Source organism: Paraburkholderia sp. BR10923 (assembly GCF_040948765.1).
Classification (GTDB): Bacteria; Pseudomonadota; Gammaproteobacteria; order Burkholderiales; family Burkholderiaceae; genus Paraburkholderia; species Paraburkholderia youngii.
This window is the reverse complement of the sequence record NZ_JBFPKO010000013.1, coordinates 1-22,236: the sequence shown is the minus strand read 5'-3', so window position 1 is coordinate 22,236 and position 22,236 is coordinate 1. Positions and strand designations below refer to the sequence as shown.

Sequence of the window (22,236 nt, the reverse complement as noted above, 5' to 3'; positions counted from 1 at the left end):
ACCTCAGATGAGCACGAATCTCGAACAACAGGCCCGCGCGCTGATCCGCACGGACAACTTCATCAACGGCGAGTGGGTCGCGGCCGCGAGCGGCCGCCGCTTCGCGGTCACCGATCCGGCAACCGGCAAGCTGATCGCCGAGGTGGCCGACAGCGGTCCCAGCGACGCGCGCGCCGCCACCGACGCCGCCGCCAAGGCGCTGCCCGCATGGCGTGCAAGGCTCGCGAGCGAACGCGCGGCCGTGCTGCACCGCTGGCACGCGCTGATCGTCGCGAATCGCGACGCGCTCGGCGCGCTGATTTCGCTCGAACAGGGCAAGCCGCTCGCGGAAGGGCGCGGCGAGGTCAGCTATGGCGCGTCGTACGTCGCGTGGTTCGCCGACGAAGCCACCCGCATCTACGGCGATCTGATTCCACAGCAGCAGCGTGGCAAACGCATGAGTGCGATCAAGGAACCGATCGGCATCGTCGCCGCGATCACGCCGTGGAATTTTCCGCTCGCGATGATCGCGCGCAAGATCGCGCCGGCGCTCGCGGCAGGCTGCACGGTCGTCGCGAAGCCCGCTGAAGACACGCCGCTCACCGCCATCGCGCTGGTGATGCTGGCGCACGAGGCGGGCGTGCCAGCCGGCGTGCTCAATCTGATCTCGGCCTCGCGCGCCGGCGCGGCGGAGACGGTCGGCGAATGGCTCGCCGACAGCCGCGTGCGCAAGATCACGTTCACCGGATCGACGCCCGTCGGCAAGCACCTCGCGCGTGAATCGGCAGGCACGCTGAAGAAGCTTTCTCTGGAACTCGGCGGCAATGCGCCCTTCATCGTATTCGACGACGCCGACCTCGATGCCGCGGCCAATGGCCTGCTCGCCGCGAAGTTCCGCAATGGCGGGCAGACCTGCGTGTGCCCGAACCGCGTGTACGTGCAGCGCGGCGTCTACGAGCATTTCTCCGCGCTGCTGTGCGCGAAGGTGGCCGAGCTGCGGGTCGGCCCCGCGAGCGATCCCGCTTCGCAGATCGGCCCGATGATCAACGAACGGGCCGTGGACAAGATCGCGCGTCATGTCGACGACGCGCTCGCGAATGGCGCGGTCGTGCTGACCGGCGGACGGCGGCTCACCGAGCTGGGACCGCACTACTACGCGCCCACGGTGCTGGGCAACGCCACGGCGTCGATGGCGTTGTGCGGCGAGGAAACCTTCGGCCCGGTCGTGCCGCTGTTCCCGTTCGACAGCGACCAGGAAGCGGTGCAGGCCGCGAACGACACGCCGTTCGGGCTCGCGTCGTATTTCTATAGCGAGAGCATGCGCCGTATCGAGCGCGTGTCGCGCGCGCTGGAAGCGGGTATCGTCGGCATCAACGAAGGCGCGCTCGCTTCGGAGGCGGCGCCGTTCGGCGGCGTGAAGGAATCCGGCTATGGTCGCGAAGGATCGAAGTACGGACTGGATGACTATCTGTCGATCAAGTATCTGTGTCAGGGAGGACTGGAGTAAACATGCAAGCCTATCCGATCGAAGTCGAATTCCCGGACATCTCGGCGCACGCCGACGGCAATACCGGCATCGCATACGTGCACACGTTCGACTCCGGCCAACCCGGGCCGCACGTGATGATCAACGCGCTGACGCACGGCAACGAAGTGTGCGGCGCGATCACCGTCGACGCGTTGTTGCGCGGCGGGCTGCGGCCGCGCCGCGGCAAGCTCACGCTGTCGTTCGCGAACGTCGCCGCCTACGCGCGCTTCGATCCGGCAACGCCCGACAAGGCGCGCTTCGTCGATCAGGACTTCAACCGCGTATGGACCGCTGCGAAACTCGACGACGTTGCAGCGCGCTCGTCCGAACTCGATCGTGCGCGCGCGATGCGGCCGGTGATCGACACGGTCGACCTGCTGCTCGATCTGCATTCGATGCATGAAAAAAGCGCGCCGCTGATCGTCGCGGGCCCGCTGCGCAAAGGCGCGGAACTGGCCGAGCGGCTCGGCGCGCCCGCCACGGTGATCCAGGACGAAGGCCATCCCGAAGGCCGCCGGATGCGCGACTACGAAGGCTTCGGCGACGACGCGAGCGCGAAGAACGCGCTGCTGATCGAATGCGGCCAGCATTGGGAAGCCAGCGCGGTGACGGTCGCGCGCGACTGCACCGCGCGTTTTCTGTTGCTCTCGGGCATCGTCGACGCGGCGGATCTGCCGTCCGGCTGGATCAGGCCGCTGCCCGACGAAATGCGCATCGTCCGCGTGACCGAACCGGTCGTTGCAAAGAGCATGGACTTCCGCTTCGCGGGGCCTTACACCGGGCTCGAAACGTTCGAGCACGCCGGCACCGTGATCGCCTGGTCGGATGGCCAGCCGGTCGCGACGCCGTACGACGACTGCATGCTCGTGATGCCGTCGCTGCGCCAGTTGCGCGCCGGCGTCACCGTGGTCCGGCTAGGCCGGATCGAACGCCGTATCGACCTGCGCACACGCCAACAGGAACAAACCACATGAAAGTCCAGCAGATCAGGCAAGCGGCGGAAGTCACCGCCCTCGAGGATTGGGGAACCGCCGGCCTGCCCGGCACCGAGCCGTCACGCGTAGCGGGACGCCAGTACGTGATTCCGGGTCATGACGCGGTCGACACCGGGCTGTTCGAGTGCTCGCCCGGCACCTACAGGCGCTCGGTCAAGCAGGCGGAGGTCATGCATTTCATCAAGGGCAGCGGCACCTTCACACCCGACGGAGAAGACACGATCCGCTTCGCCGCCGGCGACACGCTGTTCTTCGAAGCCAACACCGAAGGGCTTTGGAACATCGACGAAACGCTGCGCAAGATCTACGTGATCTTTTGACTGCAGCCACACGCACCCGGTAATCGCCGCTCACATCCATCATGGTGGCTCGAACATGCTAAGAATCGACGAAGTTTCGAATAGCGACGGATTCCCCGCTCGCTGTGACGTCGCGGTGATCGGCGGCGGCATTATCGGCGTCAGCACCGCTTACGAGCTTGCGCGGCGCGGCGTATCGGTCGTGCTGCTCGAGAAAGGCATCATTGGCGCTGAACAATCGGGACGCAACTGGGGTTGGGTGCGTCAGCAGAACCGCGATCTGCACGAGTTGCCGCTCGCGATGCAAAGCCTCGCGCGCTGGAGCGAGTTGAGCGACGAACTCGGCGAAGACATCGGCTTCAGGCGAGCCGGCATCCTGTACGGAAGCGAGCAGTCCGCGGACGTCGCGCAATGGGAAACATGGCTCGGCAAGGCCCGTGCGCTCGGCTTCGATAGTCAGTTGCTGTCGGCTCGCGAACTGGCGGCGCGCGTTCCCAATGGTCAGGCGAAGTGGGCAGGCGGCGTGTGGTCGCATTCCGATGGACGCGCCGAGCCGTCGAAAGCGGCGCCCGCCATTGCAAGAGGCGCGCAACGGCTCGGCGCGCGCGTGCATCAGACCTGCGCGGTTCGCGGACTCGATATCAGCGCGGGCCGTGTCTCCGGTGTATGGACCGAGCGCGGCCTGATCGGCGCGAGCAGCGTCGTGCTGGCCGGCGGCGCGTGGAGTGCCCTCTTCTGCCGGCGTCATGGCATCGATCTGCCGGCGGTCAACGTGATCGGCACCGCGCTGCGCACGGCCGAAGCGCCGGCCGTAATAGACGGGTGCTTCTCCGGCCCGAACTTCGCGATGAGGCGGCGGCTCGACGGCGGCTATACGATCGCGGTCCCCGGCTACGGACGCATGGAAATCGCGCCGCAGAACCTGCGGCACGCGGTCAAGTTTCGCAAGATGTTCCGCAGCAAACTCAACAAGAAGCTCAAGTTCCGGATCGCGCAACCGTTCTTCGGCGGCCCCGAAGGGAGTGCCGACTGGCGTAACGACGACATCTCGCCGTTCGAGCTAACGCGGGTTCTGAATCCTGTGCCCGATGCCGAGTGGCCGACCCGTGCGCTGCAAAACGTCGCGACGGTGTTTCCCGAGCTGTCGGGATTGCGTGTCGCGCATGCGTGGGCCGGCGCGATCGACACGACGCCCGATCTGGTGCCGGTGATGTCGCGGGTGGACAGCGCGCCCGGCCTCGTGATCGCGTCCGGGTTCAGCGGTCATGGCTTCGGGTTAGGACCGGGAGCCGGCATGCTGGTTAGCCGCATCGTGACCAATGACGCAACCGGGATCGATATTCAGCCCTACCGGTTGACGCGCTTTAGCGATGGAACCCGGCTGACGAGTCCCGAGATGATGTGACGACCCGCGCTGCGCTGCAAAGGCTGCTTTTTCATTCACCAAATCGCTGTGGGAATCAGAGTCGTTGACGCGACGCAGACGCGAATGGTCTGCGAGGCTTACCTAAAGGGACGGCAATGGGCTTGAGAATTGGAGTGGATATCGGCGGATCGTTTACGGACTTCGCCGTGCTGGACGACGAGACGCGTACCACGCGCACGTTGAAAGTGTTCTCGCGGCCGGATTCGCCGGGCAGCGAAGTGATCGACGGCATGCAAGGCCTGAAAACACGCTTCGGCATCGATCCGCACGAAGTCGTGTACTTCACGCACGGCACGACGGTCGGCGTGAACTCGGTCGTGCAACGCAAGGGCTTGCGCCTCGCGCTGATCACGACGCGCCATTTCGAGGACGTGCTGGATATCGCGCGCCTGAAGATCCCCGACATGTACAACCTGATGTCGAGGCGCCCCGAACCGCTCATCACGCGCGATCGCGTATTTGGCGTCGATGGCCGCATGCGCCCCGACGGCACCGAGGAAGCGCCGATCGACGAAGCGAGCGTGCTCGCCGCGCTCGAAGCGCTGCAGGCGGCGCATTGCGAAGGCGTGGTGATTTCGCTGCTGCATTCTTATCGCAATCCCGCGCATGAGCAGCAGGTCAAAGCGATCATCGAGAAAGCGGCGCCCGGGTTTTTCGTATCGTGTTCGCACGAAGTGTGGCCGATCATCCGCGAATACGAGCGCACGGTCACCGCGACGATCGGCGGCTACGTGCAGCCGCGCGTGTCGCAATACCTGACGCGCTTGCAGGCCGCACTTGCCGAAAGCGGCGTCGGCGCGGACCTGAAAGTGACGAAGTCGAATGGCGGCGTGATGAGCGCCGAGCACGGCAAGAGCAATTGCGTGCAGATGATCCTGTCGGGCACCGCCGCGGGCGTGATCGGCGCGTCGTATCTGGCGGGCATGTGCAAGATCAAGGACTGCATGAGCCTCGACATCGGCGGCACGACGGCCGACGTCGCGCTGATCGTCGATGGCAAACCGCAGTACGCGACCGGCGAGTACATCGGCGACTTCCAGATTCATATCCCGTCGGTGTCGGTTTCGTCGATCGGCGATGGCGGCGGCTCGATCGCATGGGTCGACGATTTCGGCGTATTGAAGGTCGGTCCGGAAAGCGCCGGCTCGAACCCGGGTCCGGTCTGCTATGGCCGCGGCGGCACACGCCCGACCATCACCGACGCGTTCGCGGTGATCGGCGTGCTGGGCCGTGCGTCGCTCGGCTATAACGCGGTGCAGGTCGACGTCGAAGCGAGCCGCCGCGCGATCGAACCGCTCGCGCAACGGCTCGGCATCGACGTGCATCGAACGGCGGCCGCGATCATCGACGTCGCGGTGTCCGGCATGTACGGCGGCGTGAGCCGTATCGTGTCGCGCTTCGGCATCGATCCGCGCGCATTCTCGCTGATGCCGTTCGGCGGCGCGGGCCCGATGCTCGGCGGCTTCCTTGCGCGCGCGCTGAACATGCGCCATCTGATCGTGCCGACCACGCCGGGCGTGCTGAGCGCGCTGGGCGGCCTGATCGCCGATACGAAGAACGACTTCGTGCGCACCACCTACTATCCGCTCGACGCCGCTTCGCTCGACAAACTCGCCGGCGACCTCGCGACGCTCGAAGCGCAGGCGCGCGAGTGGATCATCAACGAAACCGGCTCCGATGCAGGCGCGGAAATGCTCGTCTCGGCCGAGATGCGCTACCGCGGCCAATCGTTCGAAGTCGACACACCGCTCGATTCGCAAGCCATTCGCAACGGCGACATCGCGACGATCGGCTCCGCGTTCCACCGCGAGCATCATCGGCTGTATGGCCACAGCGACGCGAGTTCGCCCGTGCAGGTCGTGGCGCTGCGCCTCGTGATCAGCCTGCCGACACCGAAGCCAGAGATGCCGAAGATCGCGCTCGGCGAAGGCGCGCCGCGCGTCGAGGCGCTGATCGACGTGTATCTGGACGGCGCCTGGCGCAAGGTGCCGCTGTACCGCCGCTCGGTGCTGCTCGCCGGTCATCGCTTTCACGGCCCCGCGATCATCGCGCAGGACGACACGACGACCTGCGTGCTGCCGGGCTTCGAAGCCGTCGTCGACGAATACGGCAACCTGCTGCTGTCGGCTCAGTGAAGCGCCAGTGATATCCGAAGGACCAGACCATGACATTCAATCGATCCGTTCTACAGATCTTCGCCAATTACTGCGTCGCGGCCGCGGAAAGCATGGCCCACACGCTGATGCGCACCGCGCACTCGGCGTTCGTCAAGGAAACCGAAGATTTCTCCTGCACGATCATGACGCCCGCAGGGCTCACGTTCGCGTCGCCTAAAACGCTCGGCGCGACCTGGTATCCGGGCCTCGACTTCGGCTCGGTGATCGAGGCGATCGATCACTACGAGCCGGGCGACATCGGCATGACCAACGACGCGTACAGCGGTTACGTCGCCACGCACACCCCCGACGTGATGATGTGGAAGCCGGTGTTCTACAACGGCGAGATCGTCTGCTACGTCGGCGGGCACATCCACAACACCGACATGGGCGGCGCGGTGCCCGCGTCGCTGTCGCGCACGCTGACCGAGATCTATCAGGAAGGCATTCGCTGGGCGCCGACCAGGATCGTGCGCGCGGGCGTGCTCGACGAGACATTGCTCGACCATATGGCGATCAACGTCCGCGCCGCCGAGCAGAATCGCGGCGACCTGAAGGCGCAAATCGCGATGCTGATGACTGGCGAGCGGCGTGTGCTGGAAATCATCGAACGCTTCGGCATCGACGATTTCAAGGCCGGCATGCACGCGATGATCGACTACTCGGAAGAGCAGGCGCGGGCGATCGTCGCCGGCATGCCGGATGGCGAATATTTCTTCGCCGAGTACGCCGACGAGGATGCGGTCAACGGCAAGCCGCTGCGCGTCGCGCTGAATCTGAAAGTGCAAGGCGAATCGCTGGTGCTCGATTTCACCGGCAGCGACCCGCAGCTCAATTCGTCGCTGAACATGCCGACCGGTGGCAAGGAGCGGCACGTGCTCGCGCTCGTCGGGCTCAATTACGTGCTGTATTCGCTGCACCCGGATCTGCTGCTCAATGCGGGCATGCTGAAGGTCGCGCGCTGTGTGCTGCCGGAAGGCACGATCATGAACTGCCTGCCGCCCGCCGCGGTCGGCATGCGCAGTCTGACCTGCAAGGTTGCGCAGAACGTCACGTTCGGCGCGTTCTCGATGGTCTGTCCGGACCGGCTGCCCGCGTGCCCGGCCGGCGGCATGTCGATTCTGAACGTGCGCACCGTCGATAGCGACGGACGCACCGTGATCGCGGCAATCGGTCCGGTCGGCGGCGGCGCGGGCGGCATGATCAACGGCGATGGCTCGGACGCGTCAGGCGCCAACGTCGCGTTCCTGCGCAACACGCCGGTCGAGATCAACGAAGCAGAGGTGCCGATCCGCATCCTGAAGTACGGCATGGTGCCGGGCAGCGCGGGCGCGGGACGCTATCGCGGCGGACTCGGCACCGTGATGGAGTTCCGCGTGTTCTCGCCGGGCACGCTGGTGACCGCGCGCAATCGCGACCGCTCACGCTTCGCGTCGTGGGGCGTGCTCGGCGGCAAGGCGGGATCGACGTCGCGCTTCACGCGCAACCCGGGCACCGTGCAGGAAGAGAACCTTGGCGTGACCGATCTGGTCGTGTGCGACCCAGGCGACGTGATCCGCCTCGAAGGCTGCGGCGGCGGCGGTTATGGCAACCCGTACGAGCGCGATCCGCGGATGGTCGCGACCGACGTGACGCGCGGCTATCTGAGCGAAGCGGATGCGCTGGCGCTGTACGGCGTCGTACTGCGCGCGGGCGAAGCAGATATGGAAGCGACCGCTGCGCGGCGCACCGAACTCCAGGCGAACGCGCCGCGCACGCCGGCCGCGCACTTCGATTACGGCGCGGCGCGCACCGCCTATGAAGCGCGCTGGACGCGCGAGCGCTACGCGGTGTTGACGGAAATCCTGGCCGGTGTGCCGGTCGTGTGGCGGCACTTCCTGAAGCACAAGATCTTCGACGCGTTCGATGCATGGGAAGCCGACGGCCGTCTTAGTCCAGGCGGGCAGTCGATCAGCGACATCTTCCGCGAGGTCGCGGGCAAATATCCGCAATTGCTCGAAGCGCAGCGAGCCGCATAGCAGGGACGGTCGCCCACACGCAAAGCGGCCGTTCAGATGGGCTGCGCCGGGCACTTTGTCAACGAAATGCCTGCCGGATTCCCAGCGCAATCATGAGCCCTCCACAGGTGAGGTCGATCCATGCCTTCGCGCGACGATACGCCGTCGCGATCACCGTGTGCGATAGAACGAGCGCGACTGCTCCGTACCAGCACGTCGCTGATGCACCGACAGTAGCAAGCATCGCGAAGAACGTCGGCATGGAAACGTGGGTGGGCACCGCTGAGGAAAAGACCGCCGCATAAAAGGCGATGGACTTCGGGTTCGCGATATTTGTCGCGATACCTTGCAGGAACGCGGCACGAAACAGAGGCGCCTTCGTTGGGTGACGTGCTCCCAAGGGGGTCGCCCGTGCCGACACAACGAGCCGCAGCCCGAACCAGATCAGATAGGCCGCGCCAGCAAGCCTAACGCCGACAGCGAGCCACGGGAAAATAGCGAACACCATTCCGATACCAAGGATGGTACAAGTCGCCCAGAACAGATTCACCGTCACGATCCCGGCGACAAGCGCAAGCGCATCGGAGCGTCTGCCGGCGACCGCCTTGTGAGTGACTGCGACAAAGTTCGGCCCGGGTATGACGACAGCCGCCGCATACACGGAAAAGACGATCGCGATAGCAGACCAATCAACCATTGGTAGTCTCAGTGAAATGTGCTTGTACAAAACGTGGAATTGCTTCATCGGCTTGTATTCTGAAGCAATTCACGAATGGCGGCTGTGGGCTGAAAGCGGGCTCGTCGCATATCAACACACTGCCGCCGTACTGGATTGCGTTTCCCGGCCTCGGGCATTGACAGGCAAGCGCCGAGGTTGGCTGTGCTCGTCATCACTGCGTTCGATGCGGGACATCGCCGGGGAACGGATACGGTGCGTGAGGGCCCGGCCATTCTGGCGCGGGCGGCCCGCTCAACGCATTGCAACCACTTAAGCCGAAGAGAACCATGCCGGCAAGCAAACCGGTCGCAATGCGGCGCAGCATCGCTCGAGTGTCCATGTTGCACCTCCACGCACGTCACTGTCGTGCAGTTGGATCTTCAATTACCGCACAGGTTGCGCTGCGATGGCGTGCGCATCGTCATGCGCACGCGGGCGAAAGTGCGGCAACCCGCTCCGGCCGCTTCCCGCTTGGCTCGCCGGAAGACACGAGCGGCTCGCTCGTCCGGAACACCGCGACCGCGCCGTCGAGCGCGGCCGCCTGCTCCTCGAGCGATGCCGCGGCAGCCGCAGCCTGCTCGACGAGCGCGGCATTCTGCTGAGTCGCCTTGTCCATGTGCGTGACCGCGCGGCTGATCTGCTCGATGCCCCGTGACTGTTCTTCCGAAGCCACGCTGATTTCGCTCACGATACGGGTCACGTTGCGCGCAGCACCAACGATCTCCGACATGGTCGCGCCGGCGCGTATCGCCAGTTCGGACCCATTCTCGACCTTCGCCACCGAACTGACGATCAGTTCCCTGATCTCTTTCGCCGCGGCCGCCGAGCGCTGCGCCAACGCACGCACTTCACCCGCCACCACGGCGAATCCTCGTCCTTCGTCGCCGGCTCGCGCGGCTTCCACGGCGGCATTTAGTGCAAGTATGTTGGTCTGAAAGGCGATACCTTCGATCGCGCCGATAATGTCGACGATCCGGTTCGAGCCCGACGACATGTCGGCGATCAGGTCGATCACCTGATCGACCACTTCGCCGCCACGTGCCGCGGTTCGCGACGCGTTTTCAGCGAGCGTATTGGCCTCGCGCGCGTTGTCGGCGTTCTGCCTGACCGTCGCCGTCAATTCCTCCATGCTCGCGGCCGTCTCCTCCAGCGTCGCCGCCTGCTGTTCGGTGCGCGCCGACAGATCGGCATTGCCGCTCGCGATCTCTCGCACACCCTGTGCGATTGCCGCCGTGCCGAAACGAACCTGACTGACCGCGGCAACGAGACTCTGCTGCATGCGGGCCAGCGCGGCCATCAGGCGCCCCATTTCGTTGGCGCGCACGCCGCCGGTCTGTCCCGTGAGGTCGCCGGCCGCGATTCGTTCGAAGTGCTCGATTACCGCGTCGATAGGTCGAAGAATCGCTGCTTTCACCATGAAGCGCGTGCAGACGCCAAGCACCAGCGCGACCAGCCCGATTGCGGCGAACACCCAGCACAGTAAACGGAAGTGCTGTTGGGCCGAGGTAAAGCGTGCTTCCTCGTGCCTCATCTGGAAGTTTTCGAGCGCAGATTCGGCATGCTTATAGTCGCTGAACACCGCATCGGGCGCCTGCCGTTCCGTGCTCCGGAAGGTGATGAAATCGTTCTGGTCGAGCGCAGTGACTTCAGGTAGAAGCACCTGTTTCAGCAACTGCTCGCGCTTTGCGCGCAGCGCGTCGGTCAGCGCCTTCTCGTCGTCGTCCGACGCAGGCTGCGCGAAATAGGCCGCCAGTTCGCGATCGCTGTCCGCAAGCCCGGCATGGACGCGAGCGAGCACCGCATCAGTGGGCTTTCCCTGTGCCACGAGCGTTTCGTAGGCGCCGAGATCGACGCGCACGCTCTGAAGCGCCTCGCCGCTCGCGGCGAGGTGGCGCATCGCAACGGTCTGTTCGGCGTACATCTTCTCGAGCGCCCCGTTCGTGGCCTTCAAACCGGCGACGGATATCGCGATCACGAACATCAACGCGGCTGTGTAGCCGGCGATGGTCACGGTGAGCGCGGTTCTGATAGACGTATTGCTGAACATGCCTCTCCCTCGCCTGCTGAAATGAAAAAGCGGCCGCGGAAAAGTCCGCGACCGCTAGCTAAAGAACGTCAATCGAAACGGATGCGCTGCGAGGCCGTGTTTCCCGATCAGAATCGAGTACGCACACCCGTGGTCAGTTCGAGCTGGTTCGTCGCGCCGAACGTGGTGCCGACCGTGTAGCCGCCATGCAGCCTCATATAGTCGCCGGCCAGATACACTTCGGTGCGCTTTGACAGATGATAAAACGCGGACCAATACAGCGTTTCCTTCCAACCGTCGTGCAAGCCCGAGGTTGGGTCGAATGCGCCGATGTTCGCATTCGGAATATCACCGTCGGTGTTATACGCGGCATTCTTCACGCGCATCTGCTGATAGCCGAGCTGGTAATCGAGCGGACCCTTCGGCGACAGCTTGAGCGACACGGTCCACGCGTTATCCTGACGCTGACCCAGCGCGCCCTGATTGCCGAGATAACGGAAGTAGCCGGCGTTGGCACGCAGAATTCCAAACACATAGTTGCCGCCGACCGAGAACGACTGGTTCGTGTTGCCTTGGCGGTTCACGTGGCTATAGAAGCCCGACGCGCTGAACGGGCCGCCGTTATAGCCCAGTGCAACCTGGTAATTCGCATTGGTGCCGAAACTCGTCTGGTTGCCGAACGCGTAACCTGCACTCGCAAAGATGCCATTGTCGAACAGCTTCTTCCACGCGACGCCGTTTTCATAGCGCGTGCCGGTTGCGCTGGCCGCGTAGAAAATCATCTGTTTGAAGTTGTTGGCGTTCGTCCAGCCGCCCTCTTCCGTCGTCAGCCGCGCATTGCCATACGGATCGCCATAGATCGCCGCAGCATCGCGTGCGATGGTGTTCTGAAAGCCTGCCGTAATTTTGCCGAACGTGTCGTTCTCGATACCGACCCACGCATCGCGGTCGAACAGCTGACCCGGATCTTCCATCTGACCGTTGGCGACAACGAATTCGCTCTCGAGTCGGAAGATGATCTTCGAACCGCCACCAATGTCTTCGGCGCCCCTCATGCCCCAGCGGCTGCCGCTAAACCACGGCTCTCCCCCAATGCCCATGCCGATGACGTGATTCCCGTTGGCATCCGCGTGGGACTGGTAAGTCGGCACGCTCAGATCCATCAGCCCGTAAAGCTGCACGCTCGACTGCGCGTGCGCGCCGCTTGCCCCAAGTGCGCTGACCGCGACGGCCAGCGAAAGATATTTCGTCTTCAAGTTGTCTCCTCAGACTACTGTGTTGAAATTGTGTTTTCCCTGCACACGATTGCGTGCGTCTCAAGGTCCCTGCAACCGGTTCGGTATGCGAATGTTGGCCATGCTAGTCATCCAAATCCTTCACGTTCCTTTCCCGTGTCATTTATGCAACACAGTGGCTTTACTGATATACACGACGACGCTTGTACCGATCATTCGGATTCCTCTTGTGATGAGGCGAGGACGCCCTTGACCTGTTTCGAGCTCACAAACTCGTTCGTATACGTTCTGCCCAATTCCTGGTGAGCTTCGTGATACTGCCCACCACGATCGTGATCTGCCGCTCTCCGCGGCTGCCGCGTGCCGCGTGCCGCGAGGCAAGGCTGAACAACAGGCTGGAAGCCACCGCAATGACGAGACACACTCAACTTCGATTGCGTCGGTGGCGGGATTGTCGGAGCGCCAACCCTTCTCCCGGCTTTCACGGTCAGGACCTGCATTTAGGGGATTTCCATGAAATGGCCTGCGGATTTGCTCATGGAAAACCCCCATCGGAACGTGCAGTGGCTGAAAGCGTTCAGAAGGTTCCGCGCTCCTAGAATTGCATCATCGATTGCGGGGACCCCATCGTGCTTTCAACGCCGGAACGCGATGCTGGACGAGCTCACGCAATCACAGTGCTTATACCTGCTACCTGACGACGCGCATGCCGCGATAGCCGCAACATGACTACCGATGGCATCGAACACCACCTGATCCGCGGCGTGACGTCGCAGCGCAAGCTCTTCCGGCCAGGCGACTGGGCCGAGCGCCTCGCGGGAGTCGTTACACTGTTCGTAGGCGAACGCTGCGCAGGCAACCCTATAGCCAGCACACGGCTTGCGATGCCGGTCGTGGAGCAGGACATCAAATGCCTACGTATCTCGAACGAATTGCGACGTATCTGTCCGGACGGATTTGATTTTGTGATGCGCTTCGCCAGCGACAACGACCTGATGGTCGATATCTGCCGCGCGCTGGACGATAAGCCCGGACGAGATCCGCAACCTGAGCGGCAGACATCTGGAAGCAAGGCAAAGGATCGGATGAATGAGTTGCCGGTTCCAACCGCCGCTACCGTTGCTACCGAGTCAAGCGGCTGATGCGACCGCCAGGAGAAGGCTCATGGAGACACTCACTGGAGTACGTTACACCTACGCATGCGCAGCATGCGGATACCGCGGGAGCGTAGTTCGTCCGGACGCGTCGCATGCGAGAAAGCTGGCCATTTGCGCGCGGTGCGACGGACAGGTGTGGCTCGGCGTTGATGACGCAACCGCCCGGGAGCAAGCTTCGGCAGTCTTCTCACCGCGAAGACATCAGCAAACCCAAGACGCGGATGATGCAGAAGCTCTGCATTGCAAATAATTCCGAGTTGATCCGTTGTTCGATCCGGCATGGCGTATTGCCTGGGTAAGCGCGCGTGCGCCTTTCAGCCTGGGGCTTTTTGTCATTCCGGTTCCGTTCCCTCATCGGATACCACTTCGACCGTATCGAAACGCGACGCCGGCATACATTCCCGGCATCAAATCAAGGAGTCGTATTTTGTCCATCACCTCACCTACGCCGAAGCACTCACCGGCGGCGGCCGCGCAGCGGTCCGACAACGTCACTCGATTCTGGCCCGAAGGCTGGTGGAAGCTGATGGAATACAGAATCGGCATCATCCCGCTGCCGGTCTATTTCATTCTGCTCGCGCTAATTACCGGGTTCGCGGTGACGGGCAAGATCCCGGGTGAGATTTCAATGGCGATCGCCGTGCTGGCGTTCTTCGGCTTCACCTGCGCGGAACTTGGCAAGCGCCTGCCGCTTCTGCGCAATATCGGCGCGGCCGCGATCTGTGCGACGTTCGTGCCTTCCGCACTGACTTACTATCACCTGTTGCCCAAGCCAGTTCTCGGCCTCACGACCGAGTTCACGAAGCAGAGCAATTTCCTCTATCTGTTCATCGCGTCGATCATCGTCGGCAGTATTCTCAGCATGGACCGGCGCGTGCTGATCAAGGGCTTTCTCAAGATCTTCGTGCCGCTCGCGCTGGGTTCGCTGGCCGCATGCATCGTCGGTATCGCGGTCGGCTCGGCATTCGGACTCGGCGTGCGTCATACGCTGCTGTATATCGTCGTGCCGATCATGGCGGGGGGTGTCGGTGAAGGCGCCATTCCGCTGTCGGTGGGCTATTCGGAAATCATGCATCTGCCGCAGGGCGAGCTGTTTGCACAAGTGTTGCCGCCGGTGATGCTCGGCAGCCTCACCGCCATCGTGCTCGCTGGCGCGTTGGACATGCTCGGCAAGCGCTTTCCCCATCTCACCGGCGAGGGGCGTCTGCAGCCCGGAGAGACAGACGAAATGGACCCGGAAGAGGAGGAGATTCGCGGTCATATCGACGTGACGCATATCGCGGCGGCCGGCATCACGGCGATCACGCTGTACCTGCTTGGCTTGATGTGCCGCAACCTGTTCGGTCTGCCCGCACCGGTTGCCATGCTGTTCCTCGCGGTGCTGGTCAAGCTGGCGCGTGCGGTCTCGCCGCAGTTGCAGGAAGGCGCATTCGTCGTCTACAAGTTCTTTTCGACCGCGGTGACATATCCGCTGCTGTTCGCGATCGGCGTCGCCATGACCCCATGGGACAAGTTGATCGCCGCGTTCACGTTGGCCAATATCGTGACGATCGTCGCGACCGTGGCGACACTGATGGGCACCGGCTTTCTGGTTGCGCGCCGGCTCAAGCTCTACCCGATCGACACGGCGATCGTGAATGCATGCCATAGCGGCCAGGGCGGCACAGGCGACGTCGCGATCCTGACCGCGGCGAACCGGATGCAACTGATGCCCTTCGCGCAGATCGCCACGCGAATCGGCGGCGCTATCGTCGTCACTCTTACGCTGATCGTGCTCGCACATATCGGATGACGCGTTACTGGCCATGGCCCCGCGATGGTCGCGCAACGCGCATCGCGCGGGGTCCGGCGTCACACCGGCCGCGCGCCGGGCGGCTCGGCTAGCGGCGCACATCCCTGCGGAGATACGCAGCGACCGCGCCTGTCACCGCGAAGCCGGGCAATTCCTGCGGCGACGCCAGATGCACGGCGACGATCTCGCGATGATCCAGCCGCAGTTCGGGCAAGTGATCGACGCGCATTTCGAAGAAATGCACCCGGTCCCTTCGCCCATCCCACTCGCCGGCTGCGCTGCCTGCCGGGAGTAACGGGTGAAACGCGAGCCCGATCTCCTCGGCCATCTCGCGCAGCGCCGCGGCAGCAGGTGTCTCACCGGCCCGGACGCTGCCGCCCGGGAACCCCCATTCGGCACGGTACGATGACTTCAGCAGCAACAGCGACTGGCCGACGTAGATAGCGACTAGCGCGCCCTCATGGCGAGGCCGCCGCAAGTGCCACCACGCGCGGGCGAGCGGAAATCCGAGGCGAAACGCGATACGCCAGACAGAGTCGATCAGCGCAGTCAGCCGCGTGCGCTCAGAATTCGGCATCGGGTCTGTCCTTTCCTGTCATTGTCGAAAGATCTTCCGTTGCGCGTCACCTGTCCGGATCTACCGGATTGTACGTGCCGGCTCGCACAGGACGCTTTCGACTTAGAATCGCTCCGTGCGTCGGTCCTGCCGCCAGTTTGATTTCAGTTGGCTGGGAAATCCGGTTGGACGACCCTGAGGCCAGGCGCGCGCGTTTGCCGGGGGCGCCCTGGCTGAAGCGATCATCTGCGGTAACGCATTGGACGGAGATATGACGATGTCGGCGATGGCAAAGATTCGAGGATTCGTTGTATCGCTAGTGCTGCTTGGCTCGGCAGCGCACGCGCAGACCACCGACTTCTGGGGAACGCGTCTTCCCGATCAGCCGACGCAGTTCATTTTCGGCTACGGATCGCTCATCAACACGCCATCGCGCGCCGCCACGGCCGGCAAGCCGATTGCGGCGATTCCGGTGCGCGTCTCGGCGGCGTTCGGCTATGTGCGCAGCTGGAGCGACCGCGCATCCTCCGGGTTCACGGCGCTCGGCCTGCGGCGTCCGTTCGAGGGCGAGACGCCGATGACGATCAATGGAGTGATCTATCCCGTTGCCGGCAACGACATGTCCGCGTTCGACGAGCGCGAGAAGGGATACGTGCGCGTCGAGGTGCCGCGGGCGCTTATCGAGGCGGTGTCGTGGCAGCCGCTGCCGACGCAGGGAACTGTCTGGGTCTACGTGCCGAAGGCCCAAGGCAAAGCGCCGGGAGAAGGGCTTCCGGTGCCTGACGCGAAATTCCCGCTCGTCGAGTCGTATATCGATGTTGTTATCGAGGGCGCGCTAGAGTACGGGCCGGAATTCGCGCGCGAGGTCATCGAGACGACCCGAGACTGGAGTCCCTACTGGCTCGACGACCGCACGCTCGCACGCCGGCCATGGGTGTTCAACAAACAATATGCGCAGGTCGATGCCGTGCTCGCGACCTCGGCGCCTTGCTTCGCGCAGCGGGCGTTCTCCGAGGACTATGCCGCCGCGATCGCCAAACGCAAAAGTCCCGTGTGCATTCTGGTGAATCACGGTCGCTAGACCGGGTACCGCCCTCCGGGCATCAATGCGACCAAATAGCTCAAACACAAAGAGTTGCCGCACAACGCGCGCGTTCCGCCCGCATCCGGGCGCGCATTGATATCGATATCTGACTTTGTTCGTTTGAAGCGCCGGAGAGCCGCAATAGAATGAGTCGCTCCATCGTCGTCGCGTCCCTGCGCACACGCAGGACCCAGTTCGCCCATGCCCCGCCCTATCCATCTGAATCTGTTCATTCACGGCCGCGGTCATCACGAAGCGGGTTGGCGCCATCCGGGCGCGACGCGTAAGGCCCTGACCGACATCACCTATTTCGCCGATCTTGCGAAGCGCGCCGAGGCGGGCCGCTTCGATTCGATCTTCTTCGCCGATGCACTCGAACTCGGCGACAGTGCGCGCTACGTCGCAAGCGGCGCACTCGAACCGATAACGGCACTTGCCGCGCTCGCGCGCGAAACGACCCGCATCGGCCTGATTGCGACGGCATCGACGACATACACCGAGCCGTTCAATCTGGCGCGCCAGTTTGCGTCGCTCGATCATATTTCGGGTGGGCGCATTGGCTGGAACATCGTCACCTCGTGGGTGGGAGGCGCCGGCCCGAACTTCGGCTACGAGCGTGCGCCCGAGCATGCCGAGCGCTACGCGCGCGCCGACGAATACGTTGGCGTCGTCAAGGCGCTGTGGGACAGCTGGGCCGACGACGCGATCATCGACGACCCGCAAACCGGACGCTTCCTCGAGCGAGAACGAGTGCGGCGCATCGACTGGAAAGGCAGTTTCTATCGCGTCGCCGGTCCGCTCAATCTGCCGCGCCCGCCACAAGGACGACCAGTGCTCGTGCAGGCGGGTTCGTCGGCGACCGGTAAGGCGTTTGCCGCCCGTCATGCGGAAGCGGTCTTCACCGCCCATCTGAGCAAGGCATCAGCGGCGGATTTCTACACCGAACTCAAGCAAGGGGCGATTGCCGCCGGCCGACGTGCGGACGACATCGTCATCCTCCCAGGTCTGAGCGCGGCGATTGGCCCGACCGACGCGCAAGCTCACACGCTGCTCGAAGAACTCAATGCGCTGACCGATATCGAAGTCGGCCTGAGCCGGTTGTCGAACCGCTTCGGCGGGTACGACTTCTCCGCATTGCCGCTCGATCAGCCGCTCTCGCGCGACGACTTCCCCGACCCTTCGACGGTGCAGGCCGCGCAAAGCCGCGCCGCCGTCATCACCGATCTCGTCGCGCGCGAACGGCCGACGCTGCGCGGACTCCTGCGCCAGCTCGCCGGCGCGCGCGGCCACTTCACGGTGGCGGGTTCGCCGGAGCGCATCGCGGACGTCATCGAAGACTGGATCGAGAGCCGCGCGGCCGATGGCTTCAACCTCATGCCGCCCGTGCTGCCGGCACAGCTCGATATCTTCGTCGATCATGTCGTGCCGATCCTGCAAAAGCGCGGGCTATTCCGGCGCGAATACGAAGCCGATACGCTGCGCGGCCATTACGGACTCGGCCGGCCCGCCAACCCGTATTTCCAGAACTGACACCATGCGTCCACTCCGCGGCTTGTGGTGGCGAACGTTCGCGGCGCTCGTCGTCTGCTTTGGCTATCAGGTCCCGGCTCAAGCCGACGCCACCTGGCCCGCGACCATCAACATCGGCATCCAGAAAGGCGATCCGCTCGTCGCGTTGCGTGCATCCGGCGAACTCGAAAAAGCTTTTGCGCAACACGGTGTCGCGGTCAAGTGGATGGAGTTCGTCTATGGCGCACCGCTCGTCGAAGCGATCAACACCGGTGACGTCGACGTCGGCACAGTAGGCGCGACGCCGCCTATCCTCGCGCAGGCGGGCGCCGCGCCCGGCGTTGTCTACGTCGCGTCCGCACCGCGCATGCAAAAGAGCTACGGGCTGATCGTGCCGGCGAACTCGCCCGCGCGACGGATCGAAGATCTGAAGGGCAAGAAGATCGCCTTCGCAAAGGGCTCGCAAGGACATCTGTTCGTGCTGAAGGCGCTCGCCGATGCGGGACTGCCGGCGTCGGCAGTCCAGTTCGTTTATCTGAACTACAGCGACGCGCGCGCCGCGTTCGAGCGCGGCTTCATCGATGCGTGGGCGGTGCCGGACCCGCGCTATGCCGATACGGAACTCGCGACGGGCGCGCGCACGATTCTGTCGATCGGGCAACTGTCGGTGCCGCAGTACGGCTTCTACATCGGCTCGCGCGAGTTCGCGCAGCGTTATCCCGCCGCGTTGCGTCTGCTGTTCGATGTGCTCGACCGGCAAACGGCGCTTGAACTGGCGCATCCCGCGCAGACGGCGCAGTTCCTGTCGCAGAACACGGGTGTTCGGCTGGAAATCTGGACGCGGGCGCTGCCGCGGCTCGAATGGGGCGTCCACTATCCGCTCACCGACGAAGTCGTCAAGGCTCAGCAGGACTGCGCCGATCTCGCTTATCGCGAGCACGTCATCCCGCGCAAGATCGACGTACGCGAAGCCATCGTCGATATCCGGTAGTCGGGGTCACGCGATCATCGACGAATCGGCTGGGTAAGCGTGTCCGCGGGGGCCGGTTGCGCGTGGATGCAGAACTGGCGAAGCTCATCGCACGGCGCTTTCGCGAATCGCGTCGGATCACTATCCGTTGATCGCGCATATCAGTGCGTCGGCTAGTGAATGATCCGCGCGCGGCTTCCGGCTATTTGTGCAATTCGCTGCGCAACGTCGCGATGTCGTTGGCGGTGACGGTGACGGGCTGCGCATTGTTGCCCCAGGCGCCGCGGATCTTCAACACCTGGGCGATCCCGCCCGCGTCGCCCCGTCGAGGTACGGTGGTTGCTACGTCGCTGGCTGACTAGCTGCACCCCCAGGCCGACCGGCGAACCCGATCTTCATGACTGACACCGACACCACGCGCGACACGTCTGCCCGCCTGAACGCAATGCGCAGGACGCTGCGCGAGGTGTTCGGTATCAGCCGGCTGCGCCCGGGCCAACGGGACATCGTCCGCAGCGTGCTCGAACAGCGCGACACGCTCGCCGTGATGCCCACGGGGGCCGGCAAATCGCTGTGCTACCAGTTGCCGGCGTTGCACCTCGATGGTTGGACGCTCGTCGTGTCGCCGCTGATCGCGCTGATGAAAGACCAGTTCGACAAGCTGCGCGAGGCCGGCATCGACGCCTGGCGGATCAATAGCGCGGTGCCGGCTGCCGAGCTGCGCGAGGCTTACGAAGCGTTGCGCGGCATGCGCCGCGGCATCGTGTTCGTCACGCCCGAGCAGTTGACCCGGCCCGAGCTGATCGACGCATTGCAGGCGGGCTCGCGCCAGCGCATCAAACTCGTGGTCGTCGATGAGGCGCACTGCGTATCGCAGTGGGGCCACGATTTTCGCCCGGCGTTCCTGCGCATCGTCGATGCGGTCAAGGCGCTCGGCAAGCCGCCAATCCTCGCGCTGACCGCGACGGCGACGCCGGACATCCGCGAGGACATCGTGCGCTCGCTCGGCCTTCACGAGCCGCGCATCGTGAACACTGGCGTGTATCGCGACAACCTTCACTATCGAGTGACGCAGGTGTCGGTGGGTGGCGGACGACAGCGGGCATCGACGCGCGCAAGAGAGGCGAAGACGGACGCGTTGCGCACGCTGCTCGCGAGCGAATCCGGCCGAGGCATCGTCTACACGGCGACCGTGCGCGAAGCCGAACGACTCGCGGCGACGGTGCGCAGCTGGGAAGTTGCCGCCGCCTGCTATCACGGCCGTATGTCCGCGCGCGAGCGGCACGATGCGCAGGAGCGTTTCGTGTCGGGCGACGTGCGCGTGATGATCGCAACCAACGCGTTCGGGATGGGCGTCGATATTCCCGACATCCGCTTCGTCGTCCATTACCAGATTCCCGGCAGCATCGATGCGTATTACCAGGAAAGCGGACGCGCGGGACGCGACGGGAAGGTCGCGCGCTGCGAGCTGTTGTTCGATCTGAACGATCGGCGTGTGCAGCAGTTTCTCGCGCTGGGCCGCTATCCCGACGCTGCGCTGCTGCGGCGGATCTGCGACGTACTCGCGCAGCGCGCGAAAGCGCCCGCTTCTGGCGTGACGGCGCGCGAGCTGCTCGACGCGGTGCCTGACGTGGGGCGCAACAAGCTCGCCGTGGCGCTGAAGATGCTGACCGACTCGGGGCACGTATCGCGCAGCCGGCTGCAGCGATATCGACTACGCGAGCGTGGCCGCGATAGCGCCGAGGACAGCGCGATCGAGGCTGCGGTCGAACGCTATGCGCAGCTCGCGACGCGCGATCGCGACGCACTCCAGCAGATCATCGATTACGCGCAAACCGGCGGATGCCGATGGCGCGTGATGCTCGAATATTTCGGCGATGCGCAGGGATTCGAGCGCTGCGGCACTTGCGACAACTGCCTGAACCCGCTCGCAGCGACGCTCGAAGCGCAACGAACCGCCGCCGACGATAAGCGGCCGCCGCGCCACGCCAGCAGGAAGGCGCGCTTCGGCCGCGGCGACCCGGTCCGCGTGCGCAAATACGGCTCGGGCCATGTGGTGTTTTCAACCGACGAACAGGTCGCGGTGCTGTTTCCCGATGGCACGACCCGCACCTTCTTGGCGCGGTTCGTGAAGGCCGAGATCGCGTGATGCGCGGCAACGCGACGGAAAGTTCTACACGCGAGACGCTGTGCGCATCGTCATTGGCCGCCCTTTTCCTGCGATGGCTTCACTTCGGACAGGTCTTCTTCTTTGACTTCTGCTTGCCGCACGTTCGTGCCGTCATCGCCGGATTCGGAAATGTCCGTTTCGAACGTGCCTTCGTTGCCCGTGTCGGCGTCAGCAGGTTTCGGCGTTTTCGGCTGTTGTTGCTGGGTCGTCATGATTTGCTCCTTGCAGTGTCACACGGCGCGTGATGCCGCGCGTGAACATCACTCAGCATGGACGATGCCCGGGCACGCAAGACGTTTCATCGCCACGAAGTTCGCACTCGCAAGCAGGCGCGTATTGCCTGTCGTCTGCGCCAGATAGCTGGAACTCGTATGGGCCGTACCGGATTCGAACCAGTAACCAACGGATTAAAAGTCCGCTGCTCTACCAATTGAGCTAACGGCCCGGCCAGCCAGATCGTCACCCGCTGCGGGGTAATCCTGGCGTCGGTGCTGGCCGATGTCGATGGTTCGTTCAGTCGGTACGCACCTCGATCCGGTGCGGTCGCGCTTCGTCGCGGCGCGGTATCGTCAGCTTCAATACGCCGTCCTTCAGATTGGCTTCGATTTTCGACGCATCGAAGTCGGCGTTCATCGAGAA

General features: G+C 64.0%; 17 protein-coding genes, 1 tRNA gene and 1 pseudogene. 12 read left to right on the top strand and 7 right to left on the bottom strand.

All coding sequences use genetic code 11. From position 1 onward, the window contains the following. The first annotated feature begins 7 nt into the window (after nt 1-7). The 6 genes from AB3X94_RS23205 to AB3X94_RS23180 all read left to right on the top strand — a co-directional run bounded on the left by AB3X94_RS23205 (nt 8) and on the right by AB3X94_RS23180 (nt 8,401). Nucleotides 8-1,486 (top strand): NAD-dependent succinate-semialdehyde dehydrogenase, encoded by a 1,479-nt coding sequence (locus AB3X94_RS23205; RefSeq protein WP_368612834.1) that lies wholly within the window; start codon nt 8-10, stop codon nt 1,484-1,486. Between the two features lie 2 nt (nt 1,487-1,488). After that, the gene (locus AB3X94_RS23200) at nt 1,489-2,481 is read left to right on the top strand and encodes a M14 family metallopeptidase (protein ID WP_368612833.1); all 993 of its coding nucleotides are present in this window, start codon (nt 1,489-1,491) and stop codon (nt 2,479-2,481) included. Further along, entirely contained in the window at nt 2,478-2,822 is a 345-nt protein-coding gene (locus AB3X94_RS23195) for a cupin domain-containing protein (protein WP_018435672.1), read from the top strand. Before AB3X94_RS23200 ends, AB3X94_RS23195 begins: the two co-directional genes overlap by 4 nt. A 55-nt stretch (nt 2,823-2,877) precedes the next feature. Beyond that, the gene (locus tag AB3X94_RS23190; protein WP_368612832.1) at nt 2,878-4,206 is read left to right on the top strand and encodes an NAD(P)/FAD-dependent oxidoreductase; all 1,329 of its coding nucleotides are present in this window, start codon (nt 2,878-2,880) and stop codon (nt 4,204-4,206) included. Between the two features lie 116 nt (nt 4,207-4,322). Beyond that, nucleotides 4,323-6,362 carry a hydantoinase/oxoprolinase family protein gene (locus AB3X94_RS23185; protein ID WP_368612831.1) on the top strand — a complete coding sequence of 680 codons (2,040 nt, stop codon included), beginning with the start codon at nt 4,323-4,325 and terminating at the stop codon, nt 6,360-6,362. Nucleotides 6,363-6,391: 29 nt separating this feature from the next. After that, nucleotides 6,392-8,401: a hydantoinase B/oxoprolinase family protein gene (locus tag AB3X94_RS23180; RefSeq protein WP_368612830.1), complete on the top strand. Its 2,010-nt coding sequence runs from the start codon at nt 6,392-6,394 to the stop codon at nt 8,399-8,401. Between the two features lie 58 nt (nt 8,402-8,459). Here AB3X94_RS23180 and AB3X94_RS23175 read toward each other — a convergent pair whose 3' ends face one another. The 3 genes from AB3X94_RS23175 to AB3X94_RS23165 form a co-directional block, all read right to left on the bottom strand. Continuing rightward, nucleotides 8,460-9,077: a LysE family translocator gene (locus AB3X94_RS23175; protein ID WP_368612923.1), complete on the bottom strand. Its 618-nt coding sequence runs from the start codon at nt 9,075-9,077 to the stop codon at nt 8,460-8,462. 442 nt (nt 9,078-9,519) lie between these two features. Further along, nucleotides 9,520-11,145, bottom strand: coding sequence for a methyl-accepting chemotaxis protein (locus AB3X94_RS23170; RefSeq protein ID WP_176110742.1), 1,626 nt, complete (start codon nt 11,143-11,145; stop codon nt 9,520-9,522). Between the two features lie 107 nt (nt 11,146-11,252). Beyond that, entirely contained in the window at nt 11,253-12,380 is a 1,128-nt protein-coding gene (locus AB3X94_RS23165; protein WP_368612829.1) for a porin, read from the bottom strand. Nucleotides 12,381-13,084: 704 nt separating this feature from the next. Between AB3X94_RS23165 and AB3X94_RS23160 the strand changes: the two are divergent. Then, nucleotides 13,085-13,366: pseudogene (locus AB3X94_RS23160) on the top strand (DUF3579 domain-containing protein); the annotation flags it as partial. A 583-nt stretch (nt 13,367-13,949) separates the two neighbouring features. Beyond that, nucleotides 13,950-15,308 (top strand): 2-hydroxycarboxylate transporter family protein, encoded by a 1,359-nt coding sequence (locus AB3X94_RS23155; protein WP_368612922.1) that lies wholly within the window; start codon nt 13,950-13,952, stop codon nt 15,306-15,308. An 88-nt stretch (nt 15,309-15,396) separates the two neighbouring features. On the opposite strand, the gene AB3X94_RS23150 is transcribed toward AB3X94_RS23155, so the two are convergent. Further along, nucleotides 15,397-15,885 (bottom strand): NUDIX domain-containing protein, encoded by a 489-nt coding sequence (locus AB3X94_RS23150; protein ID WP_176110738.1) that lies wholly within the window; start codon nt 15,883-15,885, stop codon nt 15,397-15,399. Between the two features lie 256 nt (nt 15,886-16,141). On the opposite strand from AB3X94_RS23150, the gene AB3X94_RS23145 reads away from it, so the two are divergent. From AB3X94_RS23145 to AB3X94_RS23130, 4 genes are all read left to right on the top strand, one after another. Further along, nucleotides 16,142-16,945: a gamma-glutamylcyclotransferase family protein gene (locus tag AB3X94_RS23145; protein WP_368612828.1), complete on the top strand. Its 804-nt coding sequence runs from the start codon at nt 16,142-16,144 to the stop codon at nt 16,943-16,945. Nucleotides 16,946-17,149: 204 nt separating this feature from the next. Further along, complete coding sequence (locus tag AB3X94_RS23140; RefSeq protein WP_368612827.1) at nt 17,150-18,478, top strand: LLM class flavin-dependent oxidoreductase; 1,329 nt, start codon at nt 17,150-17,152, stop codon at nt 18,476-18,478. 4 nt (nt 18,479-18,482) lie between these two features. Next, on the top strand, nt 18,483-19,448 hold the full coding sequence (locus AB3X94_RS23135; RefSeq protein ID WP_368612826.1) for an aliphatic sulfonate ABC transporter substrate-binding protein: 966 nt from the start codon (nt 18,483-18,485) through the stop codon (nt 19,446-19,448). A gap of 376 nt (nt 19,449-19,824) precedes the next feature. After that, entirely contained in the window at nt 19,825-21,576 is a 1,752-nt protein-coding gene (locus AB3X94_RS23130; protein WP_368612825.1) for an ATP-dependent DNA helicase RecQ, read from the top strand. 50 nt (nt 21,577-21,626) lie between these two features. Here AB3X94_RS23130 and AB3X94_RS23125 read toward each other — a convergent pair whose 3' ends face one another. From AB3X94_RS23125 to AB3X94_RS23115, 3 genes are all read right to left on the bottom strand, one after another. After that, on the bottom strand, nt 21,627-21,809 hold the full coding sequence (locus AB3X94_RS23125) for a hypothetical protein (RefSeq protein WP_368592935.1): 183 nt from the start codon (nt 21,807-21,809) through the stop codon (nt 21,627-21,629). Nucleotides 21,810-21,969: 160 nt separating this feature from the next. Further along, nucleotides 21,970-22,042 (bottom strand) — tRNA-Lys (locus AB3X94_RS23120). A 68-nt stretch (nt 22,043-22,110) separates the two neighbouring features. Further along, nucleotides 22,111-22,236 (bottom strand): Hsp20/alpha crystallin family protein (locus tag AB3X94_RS23115; RefSeq protein WP_368612921.1); only part of this gene is annotated, 126 nt, incomplete at its 5' end.